Genomic DNA, 24958 nt, shown 5'->3' on the forward strand with positions numbered 1-24958 from the left:
AAACTACTCTTCCATATTTAACGCATTTAGCTCGGTATGAAAATGGATTTCTGGGTGAAGAAGAAAAGTAATTACTTCTCTGATTATCACATAAGTAACATCAACCCAAAGCCAATAAAAAGGCACATAAAATCGCGTTTGGCGTGGGAAATGATAAGGAAGGGAAAGAGGAAGGAAAGACGAGGAATGACAGACCTTCTGGACGGCGCCAGAAGGTCTGTTGGAAAGGATTACAGCGCCCAGCCGCCAGCGTAGAACACCACCAGCGCGACAGCAATCACCACGGTGCCGATGTTCAGTTTACGCCATTCGCCGGAGAAGATGCGGCCTAATACCAGCGCGCCAAAGCCCAGCATGATACCGGTCACGATGTTACAGGTCAGCACGATGAATACGGCACATACCAAACCGGACATGGCATCGACGAAGTCATCAAAGTTCAGTTTGGAGACGTTGCCCAGCATCAGCAAGCCGACGTACATCAGCGCGGGGGCAGTGGCATAGCCAGGCACCAGATACGCTAACGGAGACACAAACAGCAGCAGCAGGAACAGGACACCGACAACGGTTGCCGTTAAGCCTGTTTTACCACCGGCTGCCGTACCCGCTGCGGATTCGATGTAAACCGCAGCCGGAGACGTCCCGACCAGACTGGAGAAAATGCTGCTCACAGAGTCTGCGGTCAGGGCTTTACCACCGTTGATGATTTGTCCGTCTTTATCCAGCAGGTTCGCCTGTCCGGCTACCGCGCGGATCGTACCCGTGGCATCGAACACGGCGGTCATCACCAGCGCCAGCACGCTCGGCAGAACCATCGGCTGCAATGCGCCCATGATATCCAGACTGAAGATCAGCGACGAACCGTCAGCCGCCGTCAGGCTCGGCAACGCAAAGAAGCCAGCGTATTTTACCTTCGGGTCAAAAATCAGCCCCAGAATAGAGATCGCGATGATAACCAGCAGAATACCACCCGGTACGCGACGCTTCTCTAAACCGATAGTCGCCGCCAGCCCCAACAGGGACATAATGACAGGGAAAGAAGTGAAATCACCCAGCGCGACTGGCAGGCCGTCAATCGGGTTTTTTACCACCAGACCGACACCGTTAGCGGCAATAATCAGCAGGAACAGACCGATACCAATCCCCGTACCATGCGCCACGCCCATCGGCAGGTTACGCAAGATCCAGGAGCGGATGCCAGTGACGGAAATGATGGTGAACAGCACCCCCATCAGGAAGATCGCTCCCAACGCCACAGGAATGCTGATTTGTTGCCCCAGCACCAGACTGAACGCGGTGAATGCCGTCAGCGAAATCGCACAGCCGATCGCCATTGGCAGATTGGCCCACAATCCCATCAGCAGCGACCCCAGCCCGGCAACCAGACAGGTTGCAACGAACACGGCTGCCGGCGGGAAGCCAGCCTTGCCCAGCATACTTGGCACCACAATCACGGAGTAAACCATCGCCAGAAACGTCGTCAGGCCAGCTAACACTTCCTGACGCACGTTACTGCCGCGCTGTGTAATTTTGAAAAAAGCATCAAGCGAGCCTTGTGAGCCTGCCTGACGGGTGGTGTTTGACATGGTGGTATCCCCTGAAATGCCATTATTATTTAAGATCGATTCTGACGATTCCCGCGGCCTTGCTCCGCGAATGCACCAGCATCGCTGGCGCATCATGAACCGTATATACCCGTCATTCTTCAAGCTGCACGTGTGTTGGCTGCGTTCAGTCACCCGAATCACTTACTCATGTAAGCTCATCGGAATTCCCTCTCTTGCCGCCTTCCTGCAACTCGAATTATTTAGGCTATAGCTCCGCACGCAAACGATTAACTCGCTGGATGCAAAGCTGGAAAACGTTGCTATATCAAGACACTGCTGTATCAAAAACAGGCTGAACTAAAACAAGCTGGATAAGACGGTGTCAGGCAATGTGAAGCGCGTGATTATCCCGCTTCACCCACGCTTATTTCAACTGCTAATCGAGACAATTTACCTATCTCACGTCATCTGTCCGATAAGGAAGCGCACAGCCAGTGCAGGTAATACTCAATCAGGCCACTCGCTGAAAATGGGTCAGTATGAAGAAAAAGCAGAAAGGGTTCTTAGACGAAAATCAAAACGGCGGTTTACTCCTCACAAACTGATCGTTCATTTTTTTGTGATTCGCATCACAAAAAAGTTGACCACCCGTATCAGTGCGAGTATTCTTAAAAACGTGAACAGCATCACAGAAAACAAATCAACTAACAACGAGGAAATGACCATGAAACTGCTGAACAAAATCATCGCTATGTTTGAAAACATCAACATCAACTTTGGTACTTTCAACCAATAATTATTTAAGAATCGTGGGGATAAAAAGATGCGCGTTGTCCGCAAAATCAATCAAATATTAAAAGCGTTGGGCAAAACCTATCGCGGTGTTAACCCCCACGCTATCTTCCGTTAATCGTACTCAAGTACGTTAACCACCCTAAAATGGCTGCCATCCGGTAGCCATTTTTGTTTCCGGTATTCTCTGTGTTTTACGGCGCGACATACGGATGATGCTGACGCCAATGCTCGGCGATATCCTGACGGCGGCAAATCCATACTCGCTCATGCTGTTGAACGTAATCCAGAAAACGCTGTAACGCCCGAAAACGGCCTGGCCGCCCTAGCAAACGACAGTGCATCCCGATGGATAGCATTTTAGGTGCGGTTTCCCCTTCCTCGTAGAGCACATCAAAGCTGTCTTTCAGATAGGTGAAAAACTGCTCACCACTGTTAAACCCCTGTGGTGAGGCAAAACGCATATCATTAGCATCCAGCGTATACGGCACGATCAGATGCGGCTGCACCTCACCATTGCTTTTTTTGACCGACATCCAGAATGGCAGATCGTCACCGTAGTAGTCGCTGTCGTACCAAAAGTTGCCGTTATCGACGACCAACTGACGGGTATTGGGACTGTCACGGCCGGTATACCAGCCAAGCGGAGCCTGACCAAATAACGTCGTCAGAACATCAATGGCTTTATGGATGTGCTCACGTTCGGTGTCGATATCCATGTGCTGGTAATGAATCCAGCGCCAGCCGTGGCTCACTACGTCATAATGAGCCGATTTGATCGCCTCGACCACAGCAGGGTTACGTGCTAATGCCATTGCCACACCGAATACCGTCAACGGTAACCCGCGACGCTGAAACTCACTATGGATACGCCAAAAACCGGCGCGTGATCCATATTCATACAGCGAATCCATCGACATATGACGATCCGCATAACTCGCCGCACCAATAATATCGGAAAGAAATTGCTCGGATCCGGCGTCACCATGTAAGACGTTATTTTCCGCACCTTCCTCGTAGTTCAATACAAACTGCACGGCAATGCGTGCATTTTCAGGCCAGTTAGCATGCGGGGGCTGTCCCGCATATCCAATCAGGTCACGCGGATAATCGCTCTCAATGCCGTACATCGTTGCAGCAGGTGCTGTGATCATGTCCTTTCCCTTTTTTAACGCAGCGTACTAAACATGCCGCTCAGCGGCTTGGCAATCGGGTAATCCAAATCGCCCTGTTTACTGGTGGTCAATCCCAGTGCCGACAATGACTCAATCAGCTTGACGGCAGCACTGACGCCGTCGATCACAGGAATCGACAGTTCTTGCGTCAGTTCCTGCGCCAGATCGGCCATTCCACCGCACCCAAGTACAATCGCTCCCACGCCATCCTGACGCAGAGACTGTATACAATATTCACGCACCTTGTTCTGTGCGATCCCGCTATCCTGTTCCAGCGCAAGCACCGGCAGATCGATCGCGTGCAGCGCAGCACAGTGATGTTCAAAGCCATAGCGCTGTAGTAAATGGCGGGCGATGATGACGGTGCGCGGTAATGTGGTAACAATCGAGAAGCGCGTTGCCACCAGCGTCGCCATATGCATGGCAGCTTCGGCGATGCCGATGACCGGCTTGCTGGCCACTTCACGGGCCGCGAGCAGACCTGGGTCGCCAAAGCAGGCAATAATGTGCCCGTCAACGCCCTGCGCTTTCCCCAGCTTCACCTGTTCCAATACGCCAATCACGGCTATCGCTTCGTCAAAATGCCCCTCAATAGACGGCGCGCCCTGAGAAGGACACACCGCGACAATCTCCGTTCCTGGCGATGCCACAGCGCGAGCCGCGGCACCGATCGTTTCGGTCATGGCAAGGCTGGTATTGGGGTTAATCACCTGAATTACGCAAGGTTTCACGCGAGCTTCTCCTTAATATGGCCGAACAGTCGGCGGAAATCCGGCTCCACGTTGTCATCCCGGTCAAAACGCAGGCTGGCAACAATGTCATCAAAATGCTGCGTCATCGCTTCCGCTAATCCTGAGACATTTTTATCCCGTAGTAACGCCAGCAGATCGTGGTGATCGTGGCATCGGCACCCCTGCTGCCACGGCGTGCCATAGGCCGCGATAACCAGTGATGAGCGCAACGTCAGCTGCGACACGATTCCTGTTAGCACGGTATTGCCAGAGATCGCCTGGAGTTGAATATGGAATGCAGCAGACAGGCGGATCGCTTCCGCACCGTTTTGGTCTGCGTGTGCCTGCTGCTCTGCCGCGATCAGCCGCTCTAACGCCGTCAAGTGAGGAGACTGGCAGTGCAGCACCACTTCAGACAGATTGGCACACTCAATAAAGCGGCGAGTCTGGAAAATTTCCTGCGCTTCTTCAACGGAGGGGGTCGACACCTGCGCACCACGTTTGGGCGTTAACGTCACCATCTGCACCATAGCAAGACGTTGTAAGACTTTTCTAATTCCCGTTCGACTCACATCAAACACCTCTGCCAGCGCTTCCTCCGGCAATTTGGTGCCCGGCAGTAATTGGTGTTCGACGATAGCGTTGAGCAGAGCCTGATAGATAACATCATCTTTTTGCTGCAAAAACTGCTCATTTCCCAGTCCGTAAGTGTAGTTCATTCGCTCTTCTCGTTGTCACATTCTCATCAAATCGTACACAGAAAATATAAAATATGTATACAAGAAATTAATTTTGGCCTGATTAATGCAACTCCTTTTTTACATACATAACGTCATTCATTTCACGACTAGGGTAAAAGGAGCAGATTCCATGCCAGAAAAAATGATTACAGGTAATGGTAGCAACGCGTACAGTCCAAAACTCTGCAATGAGGATCTGGCACCGACACGTACTCAAACCTGGTCTTGGTACAACATCTTTTCATTCTGGATGTCAGATGTGCACAGCATGGGCGGATACGTGGTTGCAGCCAGCTTTTTTGCACTGGGGCTGGCAAGCTGGCAGGTGTTGCTATGCCTGCTTGTGGGCATTTGCATTGTGCAGGTCTGTGCAAATTTGGTCGCGAAGCCCAGCCAGATGAGCGGCGTTCCTTATGCAGTGATTTGCCGTCAGGCATTCGGTGTCTTTGGCGCAAATATTCCCGCCGTCATTCGTGGCCTCATCGCTTTTGCCTGGTACGGCATTCAGACATATCTGGCCGCGCATGCACTCATGCTGGTTCTGCTGAAGTTTTATCCTGCGCTCTCCCCACTGACACAGAGTCACTGGCTCGGTCTGTCAGCGCTGGGATGGATCTGCTTTGGCATCATGTGGTTCCTGCAGGCTCTCGTGTTCTGGCATGGCATGAACGCGATTAAACGCTTTATCGATTTTGCAGGCCCGGCGGTTTATGTGGTGATGACGGCGCTTGCGATCTGGATTGTTTACCAGACCGGATGGGAGAATATTTCTTTTACGCTGACCAGCAAAACACTTACAACCAGCGAACAACTTTGGCAAATGCTCACCGCCACTGCGCTGGTCGTTTCCTACTTTTCCGGCCCGCTGCTGAATTTCGGTGACTTTTCTCGCTACGGTAAAAGCATGCAGGAGATCCGTCGGGGCAACCGCTGGGGTCTACCGTTCAATTTTCTGCTGTTCTCTATTATCACCGTGGTGATCGTTTCAGGAACACAGTCATTATTCGGCCGCATGATTACCGACCCGATTGAAACCGTCTCGCACATTGACAGCGGCTTTGCCGTCGCGCTTGGCGTGCTGACTATGATTATCGCCACCATCGGGATCAATATCGTTGCTAACTTCGTCTCATCAGCGTTTGATTTTTCCAACTGTTCACCGCAGCGTATCAGCTTCCGCACGGGCGGAATGATCGCCGCAGTCGGATCCGTACTGCTCACGCCGTGGAATCTCTTCAACTCGCCAGAGCTGATTCACTACACGCTCGACGTACTCGGTGCCTTTATCGGCCCGCTGTTCGGCATTCTGCTGATGGATTTCTATGTCATCAAAGGAGGGAAAGTCTATGTGGACGATCTGTTCGACGCGACGCCCAAAGGGAAATACTGGTATCGAAACGGCTTTAATCCGAATGCGATAATGGCGTTAATTCCCGCGGTGACTATTGGGCTGATTATCACCTTCACGCCACAGTGGCGCGATGCTGCCAACTTCAGTTGGTTTATCGGCGCATTCCTTGCTGCTGGCTGCTACCGCTATCTGGCACGCCGCGAATGCGTTGGCGCAACGAAAAAATCCTTCGCTCCACGCGGACTACTGTTAGAAAAAGAATAAAGCCCCATCAGCAGTGCCGCACCGCATGAAAACCGGTGCGGCATTTCGCATCAGGCGCAGTTCTCATCAGGCATAGAGAGACACTTCCCCTGCCGGACGGGTTTTAAAGCGACGGTGCAACCAGAGGTACTGTTCAGGTGCACGCATGATTTCTTTCTCAATCACCTTATTTATGTAACACGCGGCAGCCTGTTCATCGTGATAAGGATAATCCTGTAATTCAGGCTGAATCACCAGTTGATAACCCAAAGCATTGGGTTTGCGGATCAGCACTGTCGTCATCATCGCCGGTTTTGCAAGACGGCTAATCGTGTACGTACCGCTCGTGGTTGCCGCATTTTTCACCGCAAAGAACGGGGCAAAAACACTGCCTTTAGGGCCGTAGTCCTGATCGGGAGCGAACCATACCGCTTCACCCCGTTTTAGCGCTTGCACCATGCCACGCAGATCTTTACGGTCGATCATCGCTTTGTTGGAACGAGAACGCCCCCAGGTTTGTACCATTTCCATCGCTTTATTATTGTGCGGACGGTACATCGCCATCATCGGTCGACACAGCCCCATCGCCCTACCGCCCAGCTCCAGCGACATAAAGTGAATACCAATCACCATTACGCCCTGACCTTTTGCGGTCGCGTGCTGTAAATGCTCCAACCCTGAAACATCAAACCACTGGCGCACGCGGCGATCGGACCAGAACCAAGCCATACCGGTTTCGACTAATGCCATCCCGAGCGAAGCGAAGTTATTGTCGATCATCGCTTCTCTTTCATCGTTGGAGATCGTAGGGAAGCACAATTCAAGATTGCGTCGGGCAATCGACACCCGGCGTTTCAGGAAGATACGAGATAGACGACCTGCACTGCTCCCGAGTTTCATCAGCAGCGGATAAGGGAGTTGAACTAATAAAAACAGCACGCCAAGACCAAACCAAGTCGTCCAATAGCGCGGGTGGAGTAATGCCCTGGTAAATGTTTGCTTAATCTTCATGATACTCGTCTTTAAGTGATTAACAGCGTACCGCATAAAGAGTCGTTCTCATCGCGCTACATCTATCATGACACTTTTTTATAGGGATCGTTTCAACTGTGTGGAAAACTGTTTCTGGCCGTTATCGCGCGTGAGGTTAAAAAGCAGAATAAACATGCTGATAACACAGAGGGGATTTTGAGCAGCCGATGAACGGTTAACGGCAGCGGCATCATACCCGATTCACGTTTAATAAAGGAGTGGTCGGACAAGAAATATTCGCAATATCACGCCGTCTAACGCTAACATCTCGGAATATTTCAAAAAAGCGGCTGGCTTTGTTGCAGCCAAAATAGGCCAGCGGCAAGCCACAACATAATCAAGGACTTGATGGAAAATGACTTTTTCTCTCCCTGCCCGCCTCTCTATGCTAACCATACTGATCACGGGGATTCCTGTTCTGGCGTTTGCCACAACCTTCGCTGATAGCACTTTCTTTCATAAAGACTGGGAAGTGGTTTGTGATAACACGCTAACGTGTCGGGCTGCCGGCTACTCGCCAGAAGAGAAGTACACGGGAGAAGAGGAAGATATTCCCGGTGTCTCACTGCTTCTCACGCGTCATGCTGGGCAAAATACGCCAATAACGGCCGACGTCATACTCGCAGAGGTATACCAGGCAATTCCTAAAAGCACCACACTCACGCTAACCATTGACGGCGTGGATAAAGGACGACTCATCTCAACCGGAGACAACCTCTGGCAGCTCAATGAGACACAGATTCCCCTCGTCCTACAGGCACTAAAAGGAAGCGGGAAAGTGGCGTTTCATCACAATGGCGTCGTTTCCGAACTGTCCGGGGCGGGTGCCTATGCGGTACTGCTAAAGATGGATGAGAAACAAGGTCGCATCGGGACAACGGATGCCATCACCAAAAAAGGAAATAAAAGCAGTGAGTTACCTGCTGTAGTTGCCCCCGTTATCTACGCAGCAATCACTAAGCAGGAGGCATCGCGGACTCTGACGGATGCAGAACAGTCGGCTATCCAGAAAAAACTGCTCAAGACGTTAAAGGAAGATAACTGCTATGACTTTCTACCACAGGATGACAGAGCAGCAGAACCGATTGAACTCACACCACTCAATGACAGTATGTCCCTGCTCAGCACCCTTTGCTGGCGCGCGGCCTATAACGAAGGCTACGCCTACTGGGTCATCGATAACGCCATGCAGACTCAGCCACAGCTCGTGACGACAGATGGCACAGATTACGAAAACGGTGAAATTACCTCTGCGCATAAAGGGCGCGGACTCGCGGACTGCATGAGCTATAACGCATGGATATGGGATGGCAAAACATTCCAGCAGAGCAGTGCATCGTTCACAGGTTCATGCCGTATGATCCGCCTGGGCGGCACCTGGGATTTACCCTACTGGACGACGACGGTGGTGAAACCGGGTAAATGAAAGCGATAGAACAAATATCATAACATCCCCAAAAAAGTTAGCTTATAAAAAATTAAGGCACCTCTTGGTGCCTTAATTTCAAAAACGGCTAAATAGTGTCGAAAAATTCTCTGGTAAAATCTCAGAAATATTGCTTCCATGTCGAACAAAATACTGACTTCCATAAATAGATGGCTTGCTATCTGACTCTATTTTAAAAATTAACACAGTTTTATCGAAGTACCGTACTGTTGAGATATTTCTTGAAATATAATCCTTATCTCTATCACTAATAGGCTCACTTTTCACCAAGTTAGTAAGCATGGTAAAATAAGTATCAACGTCTTTATGATAACGGGCAGCCTCATCATCTATTCCATTAACATAAAATGTTGAATAGGAAATACTTTCAGAACCATAAATTTTTTTATGCCGCTCAGCGCTTTGCTTAGTATCTGCCACACCGACTACACAATAACCAGTCGCGCCAGGCAATGTGTTAGCCATTGCAGTAAGGGTTTTTATTACTTTTGAAAAAAGCTCAGCATCAAATGCTGAATCTTTCTCTGTTAAAGCATGATATCCTACTTTGAAGTCATATAAAGTTTGTTCTGTTGATGACTGCATTAGGAGATTTTCCAATCTAGTAATCCACTGATTTTTAGAAGGATCATTCTCTTTTGATTTTTTAAAACATTTTTTAATAACACCAACAAATGAATCTATTGCTGTCTGTTTTTCTTTAGCTGACCAATTACCGCCACCAGCTGATAAATTTATGACTTTATCTCCAGACTTATCCATTCTATTTATTAATCCAGGAAGATCACATATTTCTTTATTTTCTTCAACTAACAACTGATATAGCGAAAGAAATACTATTTGAAAATATCGCGCAATTTTTGCCTGTTGACGCTCAAATAATAATGCATTAAACGTTTTATTGGCCTTCGTCAATATACCAATTAACTCGTCAAACACTAACTGCACATTAGCTAATATTTCCTCATCTCCTTTCTTCTGGATCTCAAGCTCTATCAGTGAAGCTAAAGAACTCTCCTTAGCTGATAAAGTATCATCAGTAAATCCATATAACTGGTCTAATATATCAGAGCTAGAACGAACGCCTTTATCTATTGATATCCATGCGACAATATCAGCAAGAATTTCCTCATCTCGCGATTCCCGAAGATAATCTTTAGTAATGATATTATTTTTCACCCAAAAAATATCATCAACATTAATACCATAATCAAGCGATTTGTTAGTTATGCTAATTTCTTTCATTGCATTAAGATTTAGCACATCTAATGCACTTGAATCACCCCGAATATTACTTGATAGTTTTCTTACAATAGATGCAAAATTACTTAACGCTCCAGCTTGTCTTAATTCTTGTTTAGAAAGATGGCGACCATTAGAATTCAGTCTTCTAAAAACCTCATCAACATGACTGTTACCCGTCTGCTGGAAGACTGATAGCGGCACTTGATAGCGAACAATCCTAGCACAAAATTCCCTACTTAATACTGGGTTCTTCTGATCTATTTCTTTATTATCTTTCAATAACTTAGTATCAGCCATAGTATCTAGATCGAAATATGAGCCGTTGACATCAAATTCTTGTTCAATAAATGACATCATGGCATTTAACCGCTGCATACCATCAATTATTTCTAATTTCCTACCGGATACATCATTTTTTTCAGCTAACAATACAAGAGGAACAGGATATCCCTTCATGATTGAATCAATGAAAGATCTCTTTTCATCAATAGTCCATACTAGCTTCCGTTGATATCTTCGATTGACTAAAAATGTTTTTGAAAGATAATATCCATATAAGCTTTGAATACTTTCGCCTTTAATTGATAAATCAGCACTATTACTTTTGCTCATATTCATTCCTTTAGAGTAAAAAGACTTCATTTAAATATTAGCCACTAAGAAACACCTTCGATTATAGCCAGAAGTTGCCCCCCAACAAACAGCATTCCTCTACAAAATCGGCGCTACACTACACCCGCATGCAGTTTTTATAGTAGTAAAATTTTTCAGTTTTAAAATGCTATAAACCAGACTTCCAGCCCAGCTGTTTCTGGGCTTGTGCGCTTCAGTGTCAACTGAAATCATTGAAAAAAATTTCAGATTTTTTCAGTTTTGGAGTATTCGCCTGACTAAGAGGAGTTAGGTCATCAAGTGATTATTTTAATGACTTAGTCTTCTTGAAGAAGAAAAAATTAGATATTGGAGCGAGTGAAGGGAATCGAACCCTCGTATGCAGCTTGGGAAGCTGCCGTTCTACCATTGAACTACACTCGCACGCAGAAGCGACTGGCATTATAGCGCTATGCCGTTGCCGAGCAAGTAAAAAACCCGGCAAAGTGCTGATGTTTTAGCCGGTTATGCGGCTGTGGAGAGCGGTAGAAACAGCGTCTCATAGCCATTGGAAATGACGTGCCAGGCAAAGTAGGCAAATAGTAGCGCAGAAATCAGGCTGCAATAGAATGAGATCCGTTCTTTCAGCAGACGCTGACCGTACTTCACCAGCGCCGCAAGGAAGAACGTCCACAGCACGCCGCCGACGAAAAAGCCGAGAAGAAACAGGCCGATCATGAAAGCAGAGCCATCGGTAGACTGCGCGATAATCGTGCCACCAATCGCAGCGAACCATAGCAGCGCCGTCGGTGACGCCAGCGCCATACCGACGCCGCTGAAAAACTCGGTATAGCGGGCTGGTGGTGCAGTAAAATCCGCCGCATTCGCTGTCGCAGACAGGTCGGCGAAGCGTTTAACCTGATAGTCACGCCATGCCGCGCGCGCCATGCTGAACGTCATCCAGATCAGAATCAGCCCGCCGCCAATCCATAACACCCAGCGGACGGGCGTCAGGTTAAAGACCACTGCCAGACCCAGCACTGACAGCGTGGCATAAAACAGATCGCCGAAACAGGAACCCAGCCCGATATAAAACGCCGAGCGCGCCCCGTGCCGGAGCCCGCGGTTAATAATCGCGGTATTGACCATTCCCAGATCGAGACAGAGTGACAGAGATAGCAGCATCCCCGTGAAGACAACTAACAGCATGGTATTCCCTTCGAGCGTTAAGCAATAAGGCGAGTGTAGAGTCGAAGGGAAACGCTGTATTGTCAAAAATTGATACGGCGGAACTGCCCCGGCGTCATAGCGTTATAACGGTTGAAAGCCTTGGTGAAATGCGCCTGATCGGCAAACCCGACATCGCCCGCAACCTGACTAATCGCAGCGCCCTGCCGCAGCAGCTCCCGTGCTTTACACATGCGTCGCTGCATAAGCCACGCCAGCGGCGGTAGCCCAACCGCCTGATTAAACGAGCGCACCAGATGTGCGACCGACAGATTTTCCTGCTGCGCGAGCTGGTCGAGCGTGGGGACATCGCTAAGATCGTTCAGCAACCCGTCTTTAATCCGCGTGATCCGCTCTGCTTCTTTGACCTGTCCCTGAGACGGAACATGATGCTGATTTTCCATCAACCCCGCCAGCAGCAGAATAATACGTTCCTGACGCGTGCTGTCGTCCAAATCAGAGGTGACGAGCTGTTTTAACTCGGACGCCAACTGCGCCGACGGATTCCAGCCCCGTGAGAATCGAAAGGTTTGGTGGAAATAATGTTCGAATGCCTGTGGGTGAACGTACAAGGATGCGCACTGCCAGCGATCAAACGCGTTGTCGCTACCTTGTAGCTGATTGGGGTTGTAGGTCGTCACCATATCGTTGGTGGCAACAAAGGTCTCTCCATCCAGCCAGACTGTTTCCAATCCGCTGAGATTGGCGCTGATGACGAATTCGTCATGCGTATGCCGTGGAAAACTGCGCCCGTTGGTTAACAGCGCCAGCTCGAACCAGGCATCGCGGTACGTCATCATGAGAGTGTTCCGGCAGTGAATGAATGCCTGAAAATAGCATCTTCCCCCGCTGGGCGACAATCACAGAATGACGGCAAGAATGCGGAAGTAAAACGAGATGATAATACTATCGGGGTGAGATCGAGATACACGGGGCTACCACGGTGCGAGGTGTCCCTACGGGAATCTCATCCCCGTGTTTCCCCTAAAATTTTGCATTGCCAATAATAAAAAAACCGGTGCAATTGCACCGGTTCAATAAAGAATGACGACAACGTCAGGGTTATTTTTACACCCTGCGTCTTATTTCTGCGGACGCATCGCCGGGAACAGGATCACGTCGCGGATGGTGTGGCTGTTAGTGAACAACATCACCATACGGTCGATACCGATACCCAGACCCGCCGTTGGCGGCAGGCCGTGCTCCAGTGCAGTCACGTAATCTTCGTCGTAGAACATCGCTTCGTCATCGCCTGCATCTTTAGCGTTCACCTGCTGCGCAAAACGCTCTGCCTGATCTTCAGCATCATTCAGCTCGGAGAAGCCGTTACCGATTTCACGGCCGCCAATGAAGAACTCAAAGCGATCGGTGATTTCTGGGTTCTGATCGTTACGACGCGCCAGCGGCGACACTTCAGCCGGATATTCGGTGATGAAGGTCGGCTGAATCAGGCTGCTTTCTGCCGTTTCTTCGAAGATCTCGGTCACGATGCGGCCCAGGCCCCAACTTTTCTCGATCTTGATCCCCAGAGACTGGGCGATCGCAGTCGCTTTCTCCAGATCGTCCAGATCGGCAACGTTGGTTTCAGGACGGTATTTGCAGATCGCTTCGCGCATCGTCAGCTTCTCGAACGGCTTACCGAAGTCGAATGTCTGGTCGCCGTATTGCACCGTCGTCGAGCCCAGTACGTCCTGCGTCAGCGTACGGAACAGGTTCTCCGTCAACACAATCAGGTCTTTATAATCGGCATACGCCATATAAAGTTCCATCATGGTGAATTCAGGGTTGTGACGCGGGGAAACGCCTTCGTTACGGAAGTTACGGTTGATCTCGAACACGCGCTCGAAGCCACCGACGACCAGGCGCTTCAGGTACAGTTCCGGCGCGATGCGCAGGTACATGTCGATGTCCAGCGCGTTATGATGCGTGATGAATGGGCGGGCAGACGCTCCGCCGGGGATCACCTGCATCATCGGCGTTTCGACTTCCATGAAGCCGTGATCGACCATGAAGCTACGGATCGCCGCCATCACTTTGGAACGAATACGGAAGGTATTACGAGATTCGTCGTTAGCGATCAGATCCAGATAACGTTGACGATAACGCGTTTCCTGATCGGCCAGACCGTGGAATTTATCCGGCAGCGGACGCAGCGCTTTGGTCAGCAGACGCAGTTCGGTACAGTGGATGGACAGCTCGCCCGTCTTGGTTTTGAACAACTTACCGCGCGCGCCCAGAATATCGCCCAGATCCCACTTCTTGAACTGCTCGTTATAGATGCCTTCCGCCAGATCGTCGCGGGACACATACAGCTGAATACGGCCACCGACGTCCTGCAAGGTCACGAAAGAGGCTTTACCCATGATGCGACGGGTCATCATACGGCCCGCGACAGTCACTTCAACGCCCAGTTCTTCCAGCTCTTCGTTCTCTTTGGCATCGAACTCAGCGTGCAGACGATCGGACGTGCTGTCACGGCGGAAATCATTCGGGAATGCGATCCCGGTTTCACGCAGCGCCACCAGCTTTTCACGACGCGTTTTTAATTCGTTATTCAGATCTTGCGCCTGATCGGCACCCTGTGATTGTGATTCAGCCATGTGAATTCTTATAACCCCGCTTTTAAACTTGCTTCAATAAATTTGTCCAGATCGCCATCCAGTACCGCCTGAGTGTTACGTGTTTCCACTCCGGTACGTAAATCTTTGATGCGCGAATCATCCAGAACATAGGAACGAATCTGGCTGCCCCAGCCGATATCAGATTTGTTGTCTTCCATCGCCTGTTTCTCAGCATTTTTCTTTTGCATCTCAAACTCGTACAGCTTGGCTTTCAGCTGTTTCATCGCCTGATCTTTGTTTTTATGCTGGGAACGGTCATTCTGACACTGCGTGACAATGTTGGTCGGAATGTGGGTAATACGCACCGCGGACTCTGTCCGGTTAACGTGCTGACCACCCGCACCGGATGCGCGGTACACATCAATACGCAGGTCGGCTGGATTGATTTCGATATCAATATCGTCATCCACTTCCGGGTAGACAAACGCGGAGCTGAATGAGGTGTGACGGCGGCCGCCGGAATCGAACGGGCTCTTACGCACCAGACGGTGTACGCCCGTTTCAGTACGCAGCCAGCCAAACGCATAGTCACCGATGATCTTGATGGTGGCGGATTTCGTACCGGCCACGTCACCGTCTGACTCTTCAATAATTTCGGTTTTAAACCCTTTGGCTTCCGCCCAACGCAGGTACATACGCACCAGCATGCTGGCCCAGTCCTGCGCTTCCGTACCGCCAGAACCCGCCTGAATATCCAGGTAGCAATCCGCACTGTCGTACTGGCCGGAGAACATGCGACGGAACTCGAGCTGGCCTAATTTATTTTCCAGCGCGTCCAGTTCTACCGTGGTGTCATTGAACGTCTCTTCGTCGTCTTCTTCCACCGCGAGCTCAAGCAGGCCGTTCACATCTTCCAGACCCTGAGTCAATTGATCGATGGTGTCGACGATAGCTTCCAGTGAGGAACGTTCTTTTCCCAATGCCTGAGCGCGTTCAGGCTCATTCCAGACATCAGGCTGTTCCAGCTCGGCGTTTACTTCTTCGAGGCGTTCTTTCTTGGCATCATAGTCAAAGATACCCCCTAAGAACGGCACTACGTTCAGACAGATCCTGAATGCGGTTTTTTACCGGATTAATTTCAAACATGATTTTTTATATTCTTACGTTAAGTCGTTGACAACGGAATGGTGTAACCCGCCATTCTAGCGGATAAAAGGCCCATTTTATAGACTTTCTGCCCGCCGTATTCGGTTCACGCTATACCCTAGATAATTCTGGCTGCGTGAAGGCGGCAACCGCACGAATCCCCAGGAGCTTACTCAGGTAAGTGACTGGGGTGAGTAAGGGCAGCCAACGCACAAGCAGCTTGAAGTATAACGGGTATCAGCGCGGCCACAGATGTTGGATCATCAATTGCACCGAGCGTTTACCGCGAAACTCGTTAATATCCAGCCGGTACACCATTTCCACTTCTTTAATACTGGGATCTGGCCAGATGGTGGTATCGATATTGAACGCGATACCGTCTAGCAGCGGCACCTGCCCTGTTGCACCGATCGGTTCAAACATCGCTTTCAAATGGCGCTCTTTGAGTAGGCGGGGTTGCAGAATGCGGAAGCAGCCATCGAACGTCGGTTCGGGGAACGCCTGCCCCCACGGCCCCGCGTAGCGCAGCATTTCTGCCGTTGAGAGCAGATCCAGCTCCGGCAGCATCAGTTCGCCATCAGACCAAACGACACCTTCAAGCTGAGACGGATCGAGCCATTCGCCAACCAATTCGCCGAAGCGCTGACGAAAATCCTCAAAACGGTCTTCATGCAGCGATAGCCCTGCCGCCATCGCGTGTCCGCCAAACTTATCCATCATGCCGGGATACAGCGTATCCAGCCGCTCCAGCGCATCACGCAGATGCAGGCCGGAAATGGAACGCCCTGACCCTTTCAGCATACCGTCGCCCGCAGGTGCAAAGGCAATCACCGGACGATGAAAACGCTCTTTAATACGCGATGCCAAAATGCCGACAACGCCCTGATGCCACTCTGGATGATACATCGCCAGCCCATAAGGCAACTCAGTACGGGTGCGCTCCAGCGATTCGCACAGGCGCAGCGCTTCAACCTGCATCCCCTGTTCGATCTCCCGACGATCCTGATTCAACGCATCTAAATCATTAGCCAGCATGCGCGCCTGAGTAATATCGTCACTCAATAACAGCTCAACTCCGACCGTCATATCATCCAGCCGTCCGGCAGCGTTCAGCCGTGGACCTAACGCAAAGCCTAAATCGCTGGCGACCAGTTGGCTGGCATCACGGTTCGCCACTTCCAACAGTGCCCGAATGCCCGGACGACACTCGCCCGCACGAATGCGATTCAGCCCCTGAGCGACCAGAATTCGGTTATTGGCATCCAGCGGCACCACGTCAGCCACCGTGCCCAGCGCGACCAGATCCAGTAATTCGGTGAGATTCGGCTTCGCCAGCCCTTGCTGCGTAAACAAAGGTTGCGTAAACCAGTTGCTATCACGCAGGCGCACGAACAGGGCCATCATCAGGTAAAACGCGACGCCTACGCCAGCCAGCGCCTTGGAGGGAAACTGGCAGTCAGGCAAATTGGGATTAATCATCGCGTCGGCATCAGGCAAGATTTCGCCCGGCAGGTGGTGATCGGTGACCAGCACCGTGATACCGCGCCGGTGCGCATCCTCGACACCCGCGTGAGAAGAGATCCCGTTATCCACGGTCACAATCACTTCAGCACCCAGCGCGGCAGCCTGCGCCACCACTTCCGGGCTTAGCCCGTAGCCGTTTTCAAAACGGTTCGGCACCAGATATTTCACGTTCACGCCGCCCATACTGCGCAGCGCTAATACGGTGAGCGCCGTGCTGGTAGCACCATCGGCATCAAAGTCACCAACGATGACAATGCAGCGCTTTTCAGCTAGCGCCTGTTGCAGCAGGTCAATCGCTTTATCAATGCCGCTGAGCAAACGGTAATTGAGTAAACCACTCAGGCTACGTTCCAGCTCTTGCGCACCTTTCACGCCGCGCTGCGCATAAAGGCGGCGCAGCAAAGGCGGAACGGTGTCAGGTAAATCAATGTCCTCCACCAGCGGACGCCGGCGTAGTTGGGTAATCATATCCACGTAGCATCAACCGCCGGTTTTTTTCGAGGCTTTATGTGCTTCCAGCATCGCCAGCATTTCTTTCGGCCCTTGATATCCCGGTACGACCATACCGTCTTGCAGCACGATGGCAGGAGTACCCTGCACACCAAACTGGATACCCAGTTGGTAATGCGCGGCGATATCGGTTTTACACGTTGCTGCCGAGATCGCGTCGCCCTTCATCGCGCTATCAAACGCTTTATTGCGATCGGCCACGCACCAGATGGACTGCATATCTTTTGCTGCCGGCGATTTCATACCCTGACGCGGGAAGGCCAGATAGCGCACGGTAATACCTAGCGCGTTGTAGTCTTTCATCTGTTCATGCAGTTTGTGGCAATAGCCGCAGGTGATGTCGGTAAACACGGTGATAACGTGTTTTTCCTGCGCGGCTTTATACACAATCATCTGTTCCTGTAGCGCATCCAGCTTGCCGATCAGGATCTTATTGGTAGTGTTAACCGGCATGGTACCGCTCACGTCATAAAGCGGGCCTTGCAGTAAATGCTTGCCGTCTTCGCTGATGTACAGCACGCCGCTATCGGTAATGACGGTTTTCATGCCCGCCATCGGCGAAGGCAGGATTTCCGCCCCCAGCATGTCCAGACGCGTTAACGTCTGCTTGATCGCGGCATCATCGGCGTGCGCAAAATTGGTCGCCGTCGCCACCAGCAAAGAAAGCAGTAATAACCCTTTTTTCATTTCATCAATCCTGTTTTTCGCAGCATGGTCCGTAGCAAAATAGCATTGTACCCATGCGCTGTGATAGTGAACGGGGTGTCCCGTCAGCCAGATAACGTCCTGTTACTCTGATAGTGACTCGATTGGTTATGTTATCCCTATGCGCGCGGATGGTGCTGCTGATGCAGCTGTTTCAGCCGCTCCGTCGCAACATGGGTGTAAATCTGCGTCGTGGAAAGATCGCTGTGCCCCAAGAGCATCTGTACGACCCGTAAATCCGCGCCGTGGTTCAATAAATGGGTTGCAAACGCGTGACGCAAGACGTGCGGCGAGAGCTTTTCGCTGTCGATGGACGCCAGTAACGCATAATGCTTGATGCGGTGCCAGAACGTCTGGCGCGTCATTTGCCGTGCGCGATTGCTGGGAAACAGCACATCCAGCGTCTGCCCATTCAGCAGCCACGGACGACCATGTTCCAGATAATACTCGATCCAGTACACCGCTTCTTCACCCAGCGGCACCAGCCGTTCTTTATTGCCTTTCCCCAGCACGCGTACCACGCCCTGCCGCAGGCTGACATCGCTCATCGTCAAACTGACCAACTCGGAAACACGCAGCCCCGTCGCATACAATACCTCAAGCATGGCCTTATCGCGTAATTCCAGCGGTTGTTCAATACTTGGGGCGTTGAGCAACGTATCAACCTGCGCCTCGCTCAAATCTTTGGGTAGACGCTGCGGCAGTTTTGGCGATGACAGCACCGCACTCGGATCGTCGCTGCGACGCTTTTCCCGATAAAGATACTGAAAGAAGCGGCGCATCGCGCTCAGCAAACGAGCCGAACTGGTGGCCTTGTAGCCCCCTTCAACTCTGTCAGCGAGAAACGCCTGAAGATCGAGCGACTGTGCCTGCAACAAATCGTTGTCATGATGCGCAAGCCACTCTGCCAGCGTTCGCAGATCCAGCCGATAAGAGGCCAGCGTATTCTCTGCCAGATTTCTTTCCAGCCACAGCGCATCGAGAAACTGTTCGATAAGCGCCTGATCGTGTTCTTGCATCGCTGTGTCCTTCTTCACTGATTGGCAATATTATGCCGATGAAGCGGCGACTTTACACCTTCATCAAGTCCGCATTCTCTCGCAAACAGAATTGTGCGCGATCTCACATATTCCGTGAACATCAACATCGCCATAACATTCTCCGGCAAAAATAAGGCCGTGGCACATTATATTTTATGTATCGTCAATATAGCGGAACAGGCTCCTTGAAGCCGCATGTCTACTGGCATTGACCTTACTTAATCAACGTTGAAAAGCCGATTTTTCTGTGCGTAGAATGGCCGTTCGTGTTGTTAAAATAAAGAAACATTATGCAAGCCACCACCATCACTCCCACTCTCGATGCCGAAGCGGAAGCGCCACCCGTAAATTCACGAAATAAAGTGATTGTTGCGTCATTAATTGGCACCGCTATCGAATTTTTCGATTTTTATATCTACGCCACCGCCGCGGTGCTGATTTTCCCGCACATTTTCTTCCCACAGGGCGATCCGACTGCCGCCACGCTACAGTCGCTGGCAACCTTTGCGATTGCCTTTGTAGCTCGCCCGATTGGCTCGGCAGTCTTCGGTCACTTTGGCGACCGCGTCGGACGTAAAGTCACACTGGTCGCTTCTCTGCTGACCATGGGGATTTCAACCGTTCTGATTGGGCTTTTACCGACCTACGAAACCATTGGTATTTTTGCCCCGATTCTGCTGGCACTGGCACGCTTCGGCCAAGGGCTGGGTCTGGGCGGTGAATGGGGCGGCGCGGCGCTGCTGGCGACCGAAAATGCCCCGTCCCATAAACGTGCGCTGTATGGGTCGTTCCCCCAGCTTGGCGCGCCGATTGGCTTCTTCTTCGCTAACGGCACCTTCCTGCTGTTGTCCTGGCTGCTGACGGAAGAGCAGTTCATGACCTGGGGCTGGCGCGTGCCGTTCGTCGCGTCTGCCGCGCTGGTGCTGGTTGGCCTGTATGTCCGTATCTCTCTGCATGAAGCTCCCGTCTTTACCAAAGCGGTTAAAGCCGGCAAGCAGGTACGTATGCCGCTGGGCACGCTGCTTAGCAAGCATATGAAGGTCACGATCCTCGGCACCTTCATCATGCTGGCGACCTACACGCTGTTCTACATCATGACCGTGTACTCCATGACGTACGGTACGGCGCCAGAACCTAAAGGGCTTGGCTTCTCGCGTAACAGTTTCCTGTTGATGCTGATGATCGCGGTGATCGGCTTTGGTCTGATGGTGCCGGTAGCAGGCTATCTGGCGGATGCTTTTGGCCGCCGTAAGACCATGATTACTATCACCTGTCTCATGATCGTCTTCGCTATGCTGTTCCCTTATATGCTCGGTTCAGGTAATCAGGCGCTGGTAATGGGCTTCCTGGTGCTGGGTCTGAGCATCATGGGACTGACATTCGGCCCGATGGGTGCGCTGCTGCCGGAGCTGTTCCCGACGGAAGTGCGCTACACCGGCGCGTCATTCTCATATAACGTTTCGTCGATTCTGGGTGCATCGGTCGCACCGTATATCGCGGCGTGGTTGACGGCTAACTATGGCCTGTTCTACGTTGGTGTTTATCTGGCAGCCATGGCGTCGCTGACGCTGATCGCGCTGCTGGCGACCAAAGAAACGCGTCACCAGTCTCTGGGATAATGTCCCTTCAGTGAGGGCTACGGCCCTCACTACACTTTTCTTTTTTCACACCAGTACCAACCCGTTCCCCCCCAAATCATCACCTCTTGTTATTATCACTTTGATACATTTTCGCATTTACCACGCTAATTAAGTGAGGTATACCAACAGGCCTGTCGATGTAACAAATCCGTTCGGTACAACAATCAAATTAGGATGCAAAAATGTTTTCAAAACATTATGAAGTCGAGGACAGTCATATCGACTTTCAGGGCGTCGTCGACGGCCTCTACTACCCGTTTTACATGGAGTGGACGCGACATGCCTTTATGAAAGAAGCGCTGGGCATTGATATTGAAGAAGAGTTCAAGCAGGGAAAGATTTACATGGTACTGGAGTACACTCTGCGCTTTCGTAAAAGCCTGCAAAAAGGCGATCAACTAGAAGTGACCTGCCAGTTGGAAAAGAACGAGAAACGTAATCGTGTCAATTTCGTTCAGCAAATCAAGGTTGGTGGCGTCCCTTACGCAGAAGCCACGTTTGTCGCCACTTGCCTGACCAATGGTCGCCCATCAATGCCGGAAGCAGTAGTGAATGCGTTAGCACTGTAAGCGTTCGTGCTGTCATGAGTTATCTTCGTTAGCACACTCGACATAGACGCGGGCGTGCTAATGCAGAGATCCTGAATGCTGTAATGAGATACGCTCTTCCCCCCTGAAATCATCCCCCAATACGGTTCTTTCCCCCTCCCGTTAAGCCAATCGCTCTGCACCGCGAGTTTCACCAGCGATTGTAAAAGACCTCAATATCATCGAATATGGCACCCATTACCTGTTTTCTGCTGCACATGAGTTATGGACTTGCCGCTTTTAGGCAGTGGCATCGCTGCACAGAGACTGAATCAATGCATTGATTGTAGAAAATAATTAAATCATGGACTTATAGATAGTATGAAAATCGGTCTGTTTTACGGCTCAAGCACCTGCTACACCGAAATGGCGGCGGAAAAAATCCGCGACATTCTGGGCGAAGAACTGGTGGATCTGCACAACCTTAAGGACGTCGACCCTCAACGTATGGAAGATTACAGTACGCTGATTCTCGGCATCCCCACCTGGGATTTCGGTGAGATTCAGGAAGACTGGGAGAACATCTGGGGTCAATTAGCGACGCTAAACCTCAAAGGCAAAGTCGTCGCGCTCTACGGTATGGGCGACCAGCTTGGCTATAGCGAATGGTTCCTTGATGCGCTGGGTATGCTGCATGACCAACTGCTGCCGCTGGGTGTCACATTCGTTGGATACTGGCCGATAGAGGGCTACGAATTCACCAGCCCGAAACCGCTGACTGCCGACGGTAAACACTTTGTCGGGCTGGCGCTGGACGAAGTGAACCAATACGATCTCAGCGATGAACGGCTGGAACAGTGGTGCGAACAGATTCTGCAAGAAATGGCGTCATTACTGTAAACAGTACGACTCAACAGAGGTAAGCACGATGAAAATGTTACTCATAGCGGTCGCAGGATTATTGCTTGCCGGTTGTGCTCAAACAGGCACAGAGGAATACGCCAGAAATCTGGGCGGGAAATGTGATGTGCCGCAGTATTACGCGATCGATTTCTCAAGGTTTGACGAGACAGCGCAGCAAATCGCGCACGCAACAGGCTGTGGCATCATCACCGATACCACGTTGACCGGCGCGATTAAACCCAATCCCGTCACAGGCTACCTGACCCGACGGGAAGCGGTGTTTATGGCGATTCAGGGAACATCGTTGAAGGTGACCCAACAGGAACCGGATACGATTACCGTCGAGTAACACGTTCACGGATACCGTTGTGACCGGTATCCGTGAATATTGATATTTGTAGACGTTGAAGCGGCTTAGCGCTTTTGTAACCAGCGGGTACGCGCCGCGGTATCAAGGAAACTCCACGCGACAAAGCGGCTTTGCTTCTGGCCTTGCGCCATATCTATCGTTCTGACCTTCTCCGCATCAACCGCTTCCAGCGCACGATAAATCTCCGGCAGGTTCTCTTTGCGCGACACTAGCGACGTAAACCACAGGCACTGACGGGCAAAACCCGCGCTCTCTTTGATCATCTGACCAATAAAAGCGGACTCGCCGCCTTCACACCACAGCTCATCCTGCTGCCCGCCAAAATTCAGCGGTGAGCGCTTATCCAGCCCCAGATTATGCAGTTTGCGCTGCGATCCCTGACGCGCATCCTCCGCAGACGCATGGAACGGCGGATTACACATGACGGCATCAAACGTGTCGTTCTTGTGAATAATCCCTGCCAGTATCGCTTTGCTGTTCTTCTGACGACGCAGGCGAATCGACCGATTCAAGCCGGGGTTCGCCTCAATCGTCTCATTGGCTGCTTTCATCGCTTGCGGATTGATCTCGCTGCCAGTAAAACGCCAGCCGTACTCGCGATGTCCAATCAGCGGATAGATGCAGTTGGCACCACAGCCGACATCCAGCACGGACGCATCGCGCGGTACCACCGAGCGGTTATCTTCCGCCAGCAAGTCAGCCAGATGGTGGATATAGTCGGCACGGCCAGGAATTGGCGGGCACAGAAAGCCCTCTGGAATCGTCCAGTGCTCAATCTGATAAAAATGCTGCAACAGCGCCTGATTCAGCGTTTTCACCGCCTCAGGATTGGCAAAGTCCACGGACTCATCACCGTAGGCATTCACCTTTACAAACGGGATCAGCGCAGGATAACTCTGTTTGAGCGCGGGAAAATCATAACGGTCGCGATGGCGATTACGAGGGTGCAGACCATTTTTTTGCACTGCGGGCTTAGTCATCAGTTATATCCAATCAATTTCAAAGCACGGCCAAACGATGACCGAATAAAAACATGTCCAACGCGCTGCTATCTTGCCCAGTGTTTCTGCTGCAAAAGAATTTGACGCAAGTGGCGCCATTCGTCATCGCCCATGCTGTCCGATGCCAGCCACAGCTGCTGCTTGTCTTTACCGTTAACCGCTTGCAATGACAGTAATACGCCATTCTTCAGCAACCACGGTCGTTTAACGATCTGCCATTCCTGCTGCCGCCAGTTCAGGGTCGTTTCGCTGAGCAGAACGATTTCCCCCTGTCGGGATTTAATATTCCGTTGGCTACGGATAAAACCGAACATCACCATCGTGACCAGGCATAGCCATAGCCACGCATAGCCGTCCGGCCAGGGTGCCAGCAGAATGAGCAATACTAATAGGCCATGCACAACCAATGATAACAGTTGCATGCGCCAGGAAACGCGAAGGTCACATCGCCACTGGGCCACGATCTTTATTTCGCGTCTGAATAAGGGAAATCATGCGTTTCAGCTCTCCGTCCTCCGGTTCACCGTGGTTCATCAGCCAGTTGAATAAATCGGGATCGTCGCTTTGTAACAAGCGTACAAATGTGCGCTTATCAGTGTCATTAAGTGTGTCATAGTCATGCTCAAAAAACGGCATGATCGCGATATCCAATTCGCGCATACCACGGCGGCATGCCCAATGAATGCGTGATTTATTATCGATTTCCATATTTCATGTCCACCTTGTTATCGCTGCTTGCCGCTAGTGTACTCTGATTCCGGTAGCGGGTATCAACTAATAGTAACATTTTGACATAGTTTACTGGTGTGCGCCGCGCCGAGTGCGCTCATCAGCATCAGGATGTGCTCTGCAATAACGCAGCGTGAATAACCACTTGCAAACCCTGAGCGCTCTTTTACCATTAGGTCAT

The 24958-nt window shown here is 50.9% G+C and carries 23 protein-coding genes and 1 tRNA gene; 7 read left to right on the plus strand and 17 right to left on the minus strand.

Annotated elements, in window-relative coordinates:
- Nucleotides 1–230 precede the first annotated feature (230 nt).
- Nucleotides 231–1586, minus strand: a complete 1356-nt coding sequence (locus ACIPUG_RS08860; RefSeq protein ID WP_039522699.1) for an NCS2 family permease — start codon at nucleotides 1584–1586, stop codon at nucleotides 231–233.
- Between the two features lie 340 nt (nucleotides 1587–1926).
- Here ACIPUG_RS08860 and ACIPUG_RS08865 point away from each other — a divergent pair, with 340 nt between their 5' ends.
- On the plus strand, nucleotides 1927–2343 hold the full coding sequence (locus ACIPUG_RS08865) for a hypothetical protein (RefSeq protein ID WP_400338174.1): 417 nt from the start codon (nucleotides 1927–1929) through the stop codon (nucleotides 2341–2343).
- A 190-nt stretch (nucleotides 2344–2533) separates the two neighbouring features.
- Here the strand turns inward: ACIPUG_RS08865 and puuE are convergent, their stop codons facing one another.
- From puuE to ACIPUG_RS08880, 3 genes are read right to left on the minus strand one after another with little or no spacing between them, the layout of a single operon-like run.
- Nucleotides 2534–3493, minus strand: a complete 960-nt coding sequence (gene puuE, locus ACIPUG_RS08870) for an allantoinase PuuE (protein WP_400338176.1) — start codon at nucleotides 3491–3493, stop codon at nucleotides 2534–2536.
- Nucleotides 3494–3507: 14 nt separating this feature from the next.
- On the minus strand, nucleotides 3508–4245 hold the full coding sequence (locus ACIPUG_RS08875; RefSeq protein WP_400338178.1) for an aspartate/glutamate racemase family protein: 738 nt from the start codon (nucleotides 4243–4245) through the stop codon (nucleotides 3508–3510).
- Nucleotides 4242–4964: a GntR family transcriptional regulator gene (locus ACIPUG_RS08880; protein ID WP_014914193.1), complete on the minus strand. Its 723-nt coding sequence runs from the start codon at nucleotides 4962–4964 to the stop codon at nucleotides 4242–4244. Before ACIPUG_RS08880 ends, ACIPUG_RS08875 begins: the two co-directional genes overlap by 4 nt.
- A 151-nt stretch (nucleotides 4965–5115) precedes the next feature.
- Here ACIPUG_RS08880 and ACIPUG_RS08885 point away from each other — a divergent pair, with 151 nt between their 5' ends.
- Nucleotides 5116–6600: an NCS1 family nucleobase:cation symporter-1 gene (locus tag ACIPUG_RS08885; protein ID WP_205560341.1), complete on the plus strand. Its 1485-nt coding sequence runs from the start codon at nucleotides 5116–5118 to the stop codon at nucleotides 6598–6600.
- Between the two features lie 66 nt (nucleotides 6601–6666).
- Here the strand turns inward: ACIPUG_RS08885 and lpxP are convergent, their stop codons facing one another.
- Entirely contained in the window at nucleotides 6667–7590 is a 924-nt protein-coding gene (gene lpxP / locus ACIPUG_RS08890) for a kdo(2)-lipid IV(A) palmitoleoyltransferase (protein ID WP_400338179.1), read from the minus strand.
- Between the two features lie 376 nt (nucleotides 7591–7966).
- Between lpxP and ACIPUG_RS08895 the strand changes: the two genes are divergently transcribed.
- Nucleotides 7967–9037: a DUF1176 domain-containing protein gene (locus tag ACIPUG_RS08895; protein WP_400338181.1), complete on the plus strand. Its 1071-nt coding sequence runs from the start codon at nucleotides 7967–7969 to the stop codon at nucleotides 9035–9037.
- A 78-nt stretch (nucleotides 9038–9115) separates the two neighbouring features.
- Here the strand turns inward: ACIPUG_RS08895 and ACIPUG_RS08900 are convergent, their stop codons facing one another.
- The 9 genes from ACIPUG_RS08900 to xerD all read right to left on the minus strand — a co-directional run bounded on the left by ACIPUG_RS08900 (nucleotide 9116) and on the right by xerD (nucleotide 19586).
- The gene (locus ACIPUG_RS08900) at nucleotides 9116–10915 is read right to left on the minus strand and encodes a DUF262 domain-containing protein (RefSeq protein WP_400338182.1); all 1800 of its coding nucleotides are present in this window, start codon (nucleotides 10913–10915) and stop codon (nucleotides 9116–9118) included.
- Nucleotides 10916–11264: 349 nt separating this feature from the next.
- Nucleotides 11265–11338: transfer RNA gene (locus ACIPUG_RS08905), tRNA-Gly, on the minus strand.
- Nucleotides 11339–11419: 81 nt separating this feature from the next.
- Nucleotides 11420–12103 carry a LysE family translocator gene (locus ACIPUG_RS08910; RefSeq protein WP_039462209.1) on the minus strand — a complete coding sequence of 228 codons (684 nt, stop codon included), beginning with the start codon at nucleotides 12101–12103 and terminating at the stop codon, nucleotides 11420–11422.
- Between the two features lie 62 nt (nucleotides 12104–12165).
- Nucleotides 12166–12921 (minus strand): AraC family transcriptional regulator, encoded by a 756-nt coding sequence (locus ACIPUG_RS08915; protein WP_100017571.1) that lies wholly within the window; start codon nucleotides 12919–12921, stop codon nucleotides 12166–12168.
- 282 nt (nucleotides 12922–13203) lie between these two features.
- Nucleotides 13204–14721, minus strand: coding sequence for a lysine--tRNA ligase (gene lysS / locus ACIPUG_RS08920; RefSeq protein ID WP_039275538.1), 1518 nt, complete (start codon nucleotides 14719–14721; stop codon nucleotides 13204–13206).
- A gap of 8 nt (nucleotides 14722–14729) precedes the next feature.
- Nucleotides 14730–15828, minus strand: a protein-coding gene (prfB, locus tag ACIPUG_RS08925) for a peptide chain release factor 2 (RefSeq protein ID WP_100068784.1) whose coding sequence is annotated in 2 segments (ribosomal slippage) — nucleotides 14730–15752 and nucleotides 15754–15828 — 1098 coding nt in all. Because the reading frame shifts where the segments join, the coding sequence is not laid out codon by codon here.
- Between the two features lie 237 nt (nucleotides 15829–16065).
- On the minus strand, nucleotides 16066–17826 hold the full coding sequence (recJ, locus tag ACIPUG_RS08930) for a single-stranded-DNA-specific exonuclease RecJ (RefSeq protein ID WP_400338184.1): 1761 nt from the start codon (nucleotides 17824–17826) through the stop codon (nucleotides 16066–16068).
- Between the two features lie 6 nt (nucleotides 17827–17832).
- Nucleotides 17833–18549 (minus strand): bifunctional protein-disulfide isomerase/oxidoreductase DsbC, encoded by a 717-nt coding sequence (dsbC, locus tag ACIPUG_RS08935; RefSeq protein ID WP_400338185.1) that lies wholly within the window; start codon nucleotides 18547–18549, stop codon nucleotides 17833–17835.
- Between the two features lie 137 nt (nucleotides 18550–18686).
- A complete protein-coding gene (xerD, locus tag ACIPUG_RS08940) occupies nucleotides 18687–19586 on the minus strand; it encodes a site-specific tyrosine recombinase XerD (protein WP_080164011.1) in 900 nt (299 codons plus the stop codon).
- A gap of 311 nt (nucleotides 19587–19897) precedes the next feature.
- Between xerD and ACIPUG_RS08945 the strand changes: the two genes are divergently transcribed.
- The 4 genes from ACIPUG_RS08945 (at nucleotide 19898) to ACIPUG_RS08960 (ending at nucleotide 23026) form a co-directional block, all read left to right on the plus strand.
- The gene (locus ACIPUG_RS08945; protein ID WP_039282120.1) at nucleotides 19898–21226 is read left to right on the plus strand and encodes an MFS transporter; all 1329 of its coding nucleotides are present in this window, start codon (nucleotides 19898–19900) and stop codon (nucleotides 21224–21226) included.
- Between the two features lie 203 nt (nucleotides 21227–21429).
- The gene (locus ACIPUG_RS08950) at nucleotides 21430–21816 is read left to right on the plus strand and encodes a thioesterase family protein (RefSeq protein ID WP_039282122.1); all 387 of its coding nucleotides are present in this window, start codon (nucleotides 21430–21432) and stop codon (nucleotides 21814–21816) included.
- Between the two features lie 339 nt (nucleotides 21817–22155).
- Complete coding sequence (gene fldB / locus ACIPUG_RS08955; protein ID WP_014914178.1) at nucleotides 22156–22674, plus strand: flavodoxin FldB; 519 nt, start codon at nucleotides 22156–22158, stop codon at nucleotides 22672–22674.
- A 28-nt stretch (nucleotides 22675–22702) separates the two neighbouring features.
- Nucleotides 22703–23026, plus strand: a complete 324-nt coding sequence (locus ACIPUG_RS08960; protein WP_400338187.1) for a hypothetical protein — start codon at nucleotides 22703–22705, stop codon at nucleotides 23024–23026.
- Nucleotides 23027–23091: 65 nt separating this feature from the next.
- Here ACIPUG_RS08960 and rlmF read toward each other — a convergent pair whose 3' ends face one another.
- From rlmF to sdhE, 3 genes are all read right to left on the minus strand, one after another.
- Nucleotides 23092–24027, minus strand: a complete 936-nt coding sequence (rlmF, locus tag ACIPUG_RS08965) for a 23S rRNA (adenine(1618)-N(6))-methyltransferase RlmF (RefSeq protein WP_010301818.1) — start codon at nucleotides 24025–24027, stop codon at nucleotides 23092–23094.
- A gap of 68 nt (nucleotides 24028–24095) precedes the next feature.
- A complete protein-coding gene (locus tag ACIPUG_RS08970) occupies nucleotides 24096–24470 on the minus strand; it encodes a protein YgfX (protein ID WP_010301815.1) in 375 nt (124 codons plus the stop codon).
- Between the two features lie 19 nt (nucleotides 24471–24489).
- Nucleotides 24490–24756 carry an FAD assembly factor SdhE gene (gene sdhE, locus ACIPUG_RS08975; RefSeq protein WP_005971623.1) on the minus strand — a complete coding sequence of 89 codons (267 nt, stop codon included), beginning with the start codon at nucleotides 24754–24756 and terminating at the stop codon, nucleotides 24490–24492.
- Nucleotides 24757–24958: the final 202 nt, after the last annotated feature.

Origin of the sequence: Pectobacterium sp. CHL-2024 (genome assembly GCF_044751765.1) — a bacterium.
GTDB lineage: Bacteria > Pseudomonadota > Gammaproteobacteria > Enterobacterales > Enterobacteriaceae > Pectobacterium > Pectobacterium brasiliense.

Bases quoted from the DNA above. Each gene is read 5' to 3' on its own strand.
- ACIPUG_RS08860 (WP_039522699.1), bottom strand. From the start codon at position 1,586: ATGTCAAACACCACCCGTCAGGCAGGCTCACAAGGCTCGCTTGATGCT.
- puuE (WP_400338176.1), bottom strand. From the start codon at position 3,493: ATGATCACAGCACCTGCTGCAACGATGTACGGCATTGAGAGCGATTAT.
- ACIPUG_RS08880 (WP_014914193.1), bottom strand. From the start codon at position 4,964: ATGAACTACACTTACGGACTGGGAAATGAGCAGTTTTTGCAGCAAAAA.
- ACIPUG_RS08885 (WP_205560341.1), top strand. From the start codon at position 5,116: ATGCCAGAAAAAATGATTACAGGTAATGGTAGCAACGCGTACAGTCCA.
- lpxP (WP_400338179.1), bottom strand. From the start codon at position 7,590: ATGAAGATTAAGCAAACATTTACCAGGGCATTACTCCACCCGCGCTAT.
- ACIPUG_RS08895 (WP_400338181.1), top strand. From the start codon at position 7,967: ATGACTTTTTCTCTCCCTGCCCGCCTCTCTATGCTAACCATACTGATC.
- ACIPUG_RS08900 (WP_400338182.1), bottom strand. From the start codon at position 10,915: ATGAGCAAAAGTAATAGTGCTGATTTATCAATTAAAGGCGAAAGTATT.
- ACIPUG_RS08910 (WP_039462209.1), bottom strand. From the start codon at position 12,103: ATGCTGTTAGTTGTCTTCACGGGGATGCTGCTATCTCTGTCACTCTGT.
- ACIPUG_RS08915 (WP_100017571.1), bottom strand. From the start codon at position 12,921: ATGATGACGTACCGCGATGCCTGGTTCGAGCTGGCGCTGTTAACCAAC.
- lysS (WP_039275538.1), bottom strand. From the start codon at position 14,721: ATGGCTGAATCACAATCACAGGGTGCCGATCAGGCGCAAGATCTGAAT.
- dsbC (WP_400338185.1), bottom strand. From the start codon at position 18,549: ATGAAAAAAGGGTTATTACTGCTTTCTTTGCTGGTGGCGACGGCGACC.
- xerD (WP_080164011.1), bottom strand. From the start codon at position 19,586: ATGCAAGAACACGATCAGGCGCTTATCGAACAGTTTCTCGATGCGCTG.
- ACIPUG_RS08945 (WP_039282120.1), top strand. From the start codon at position 19,898: ATGCAAGCCACCACCATCACTCCCACTCTCGATGCCGAAGCGGAAGCG.
- ACIPUG_RS08950 (WP_039282122.1), top strand. From the start codon at position 21,430: ATGTTTTCAAAACATTATGAAGTCGAGGACAGTCATATCGACTTTCAG.
- fldB (WP_014914178.1), top strand. From the start codon at position 22,156: ATGAAAATCGGTCTGTTTTACGGCTCAAGCACCTGCTACACCGAAATG.
- ACIPUG_RS08960 (WP_400338187.1), top strand. From the start codon at position 22,703: ATGAAAATGTTACTCATAGCGGTCGCAGGATTATTGCTTGCCGGTTGT.
- rlmF (WP_010301818.1), bottom strand. From the start codon at position 24,027: ATGACTAAGCCCGCAGTGCAAAAAAATGGTCTGCACCCTCGTAATCGC.
- ACIPUG_RS08970 (WP_010301815.1), bottom strand. From the start codon at position 24,470: ATGCAACTGTTATCATTGGTTGTGCATGGCCTATTAGTATTGCTCATT.
- sdhE (WP_005971623.1), bottom strand. From the start codon at position 24,756: ATGGAAATCGATAATAAATCACGCATTCATTGGGCATGCCGCCGTGGT.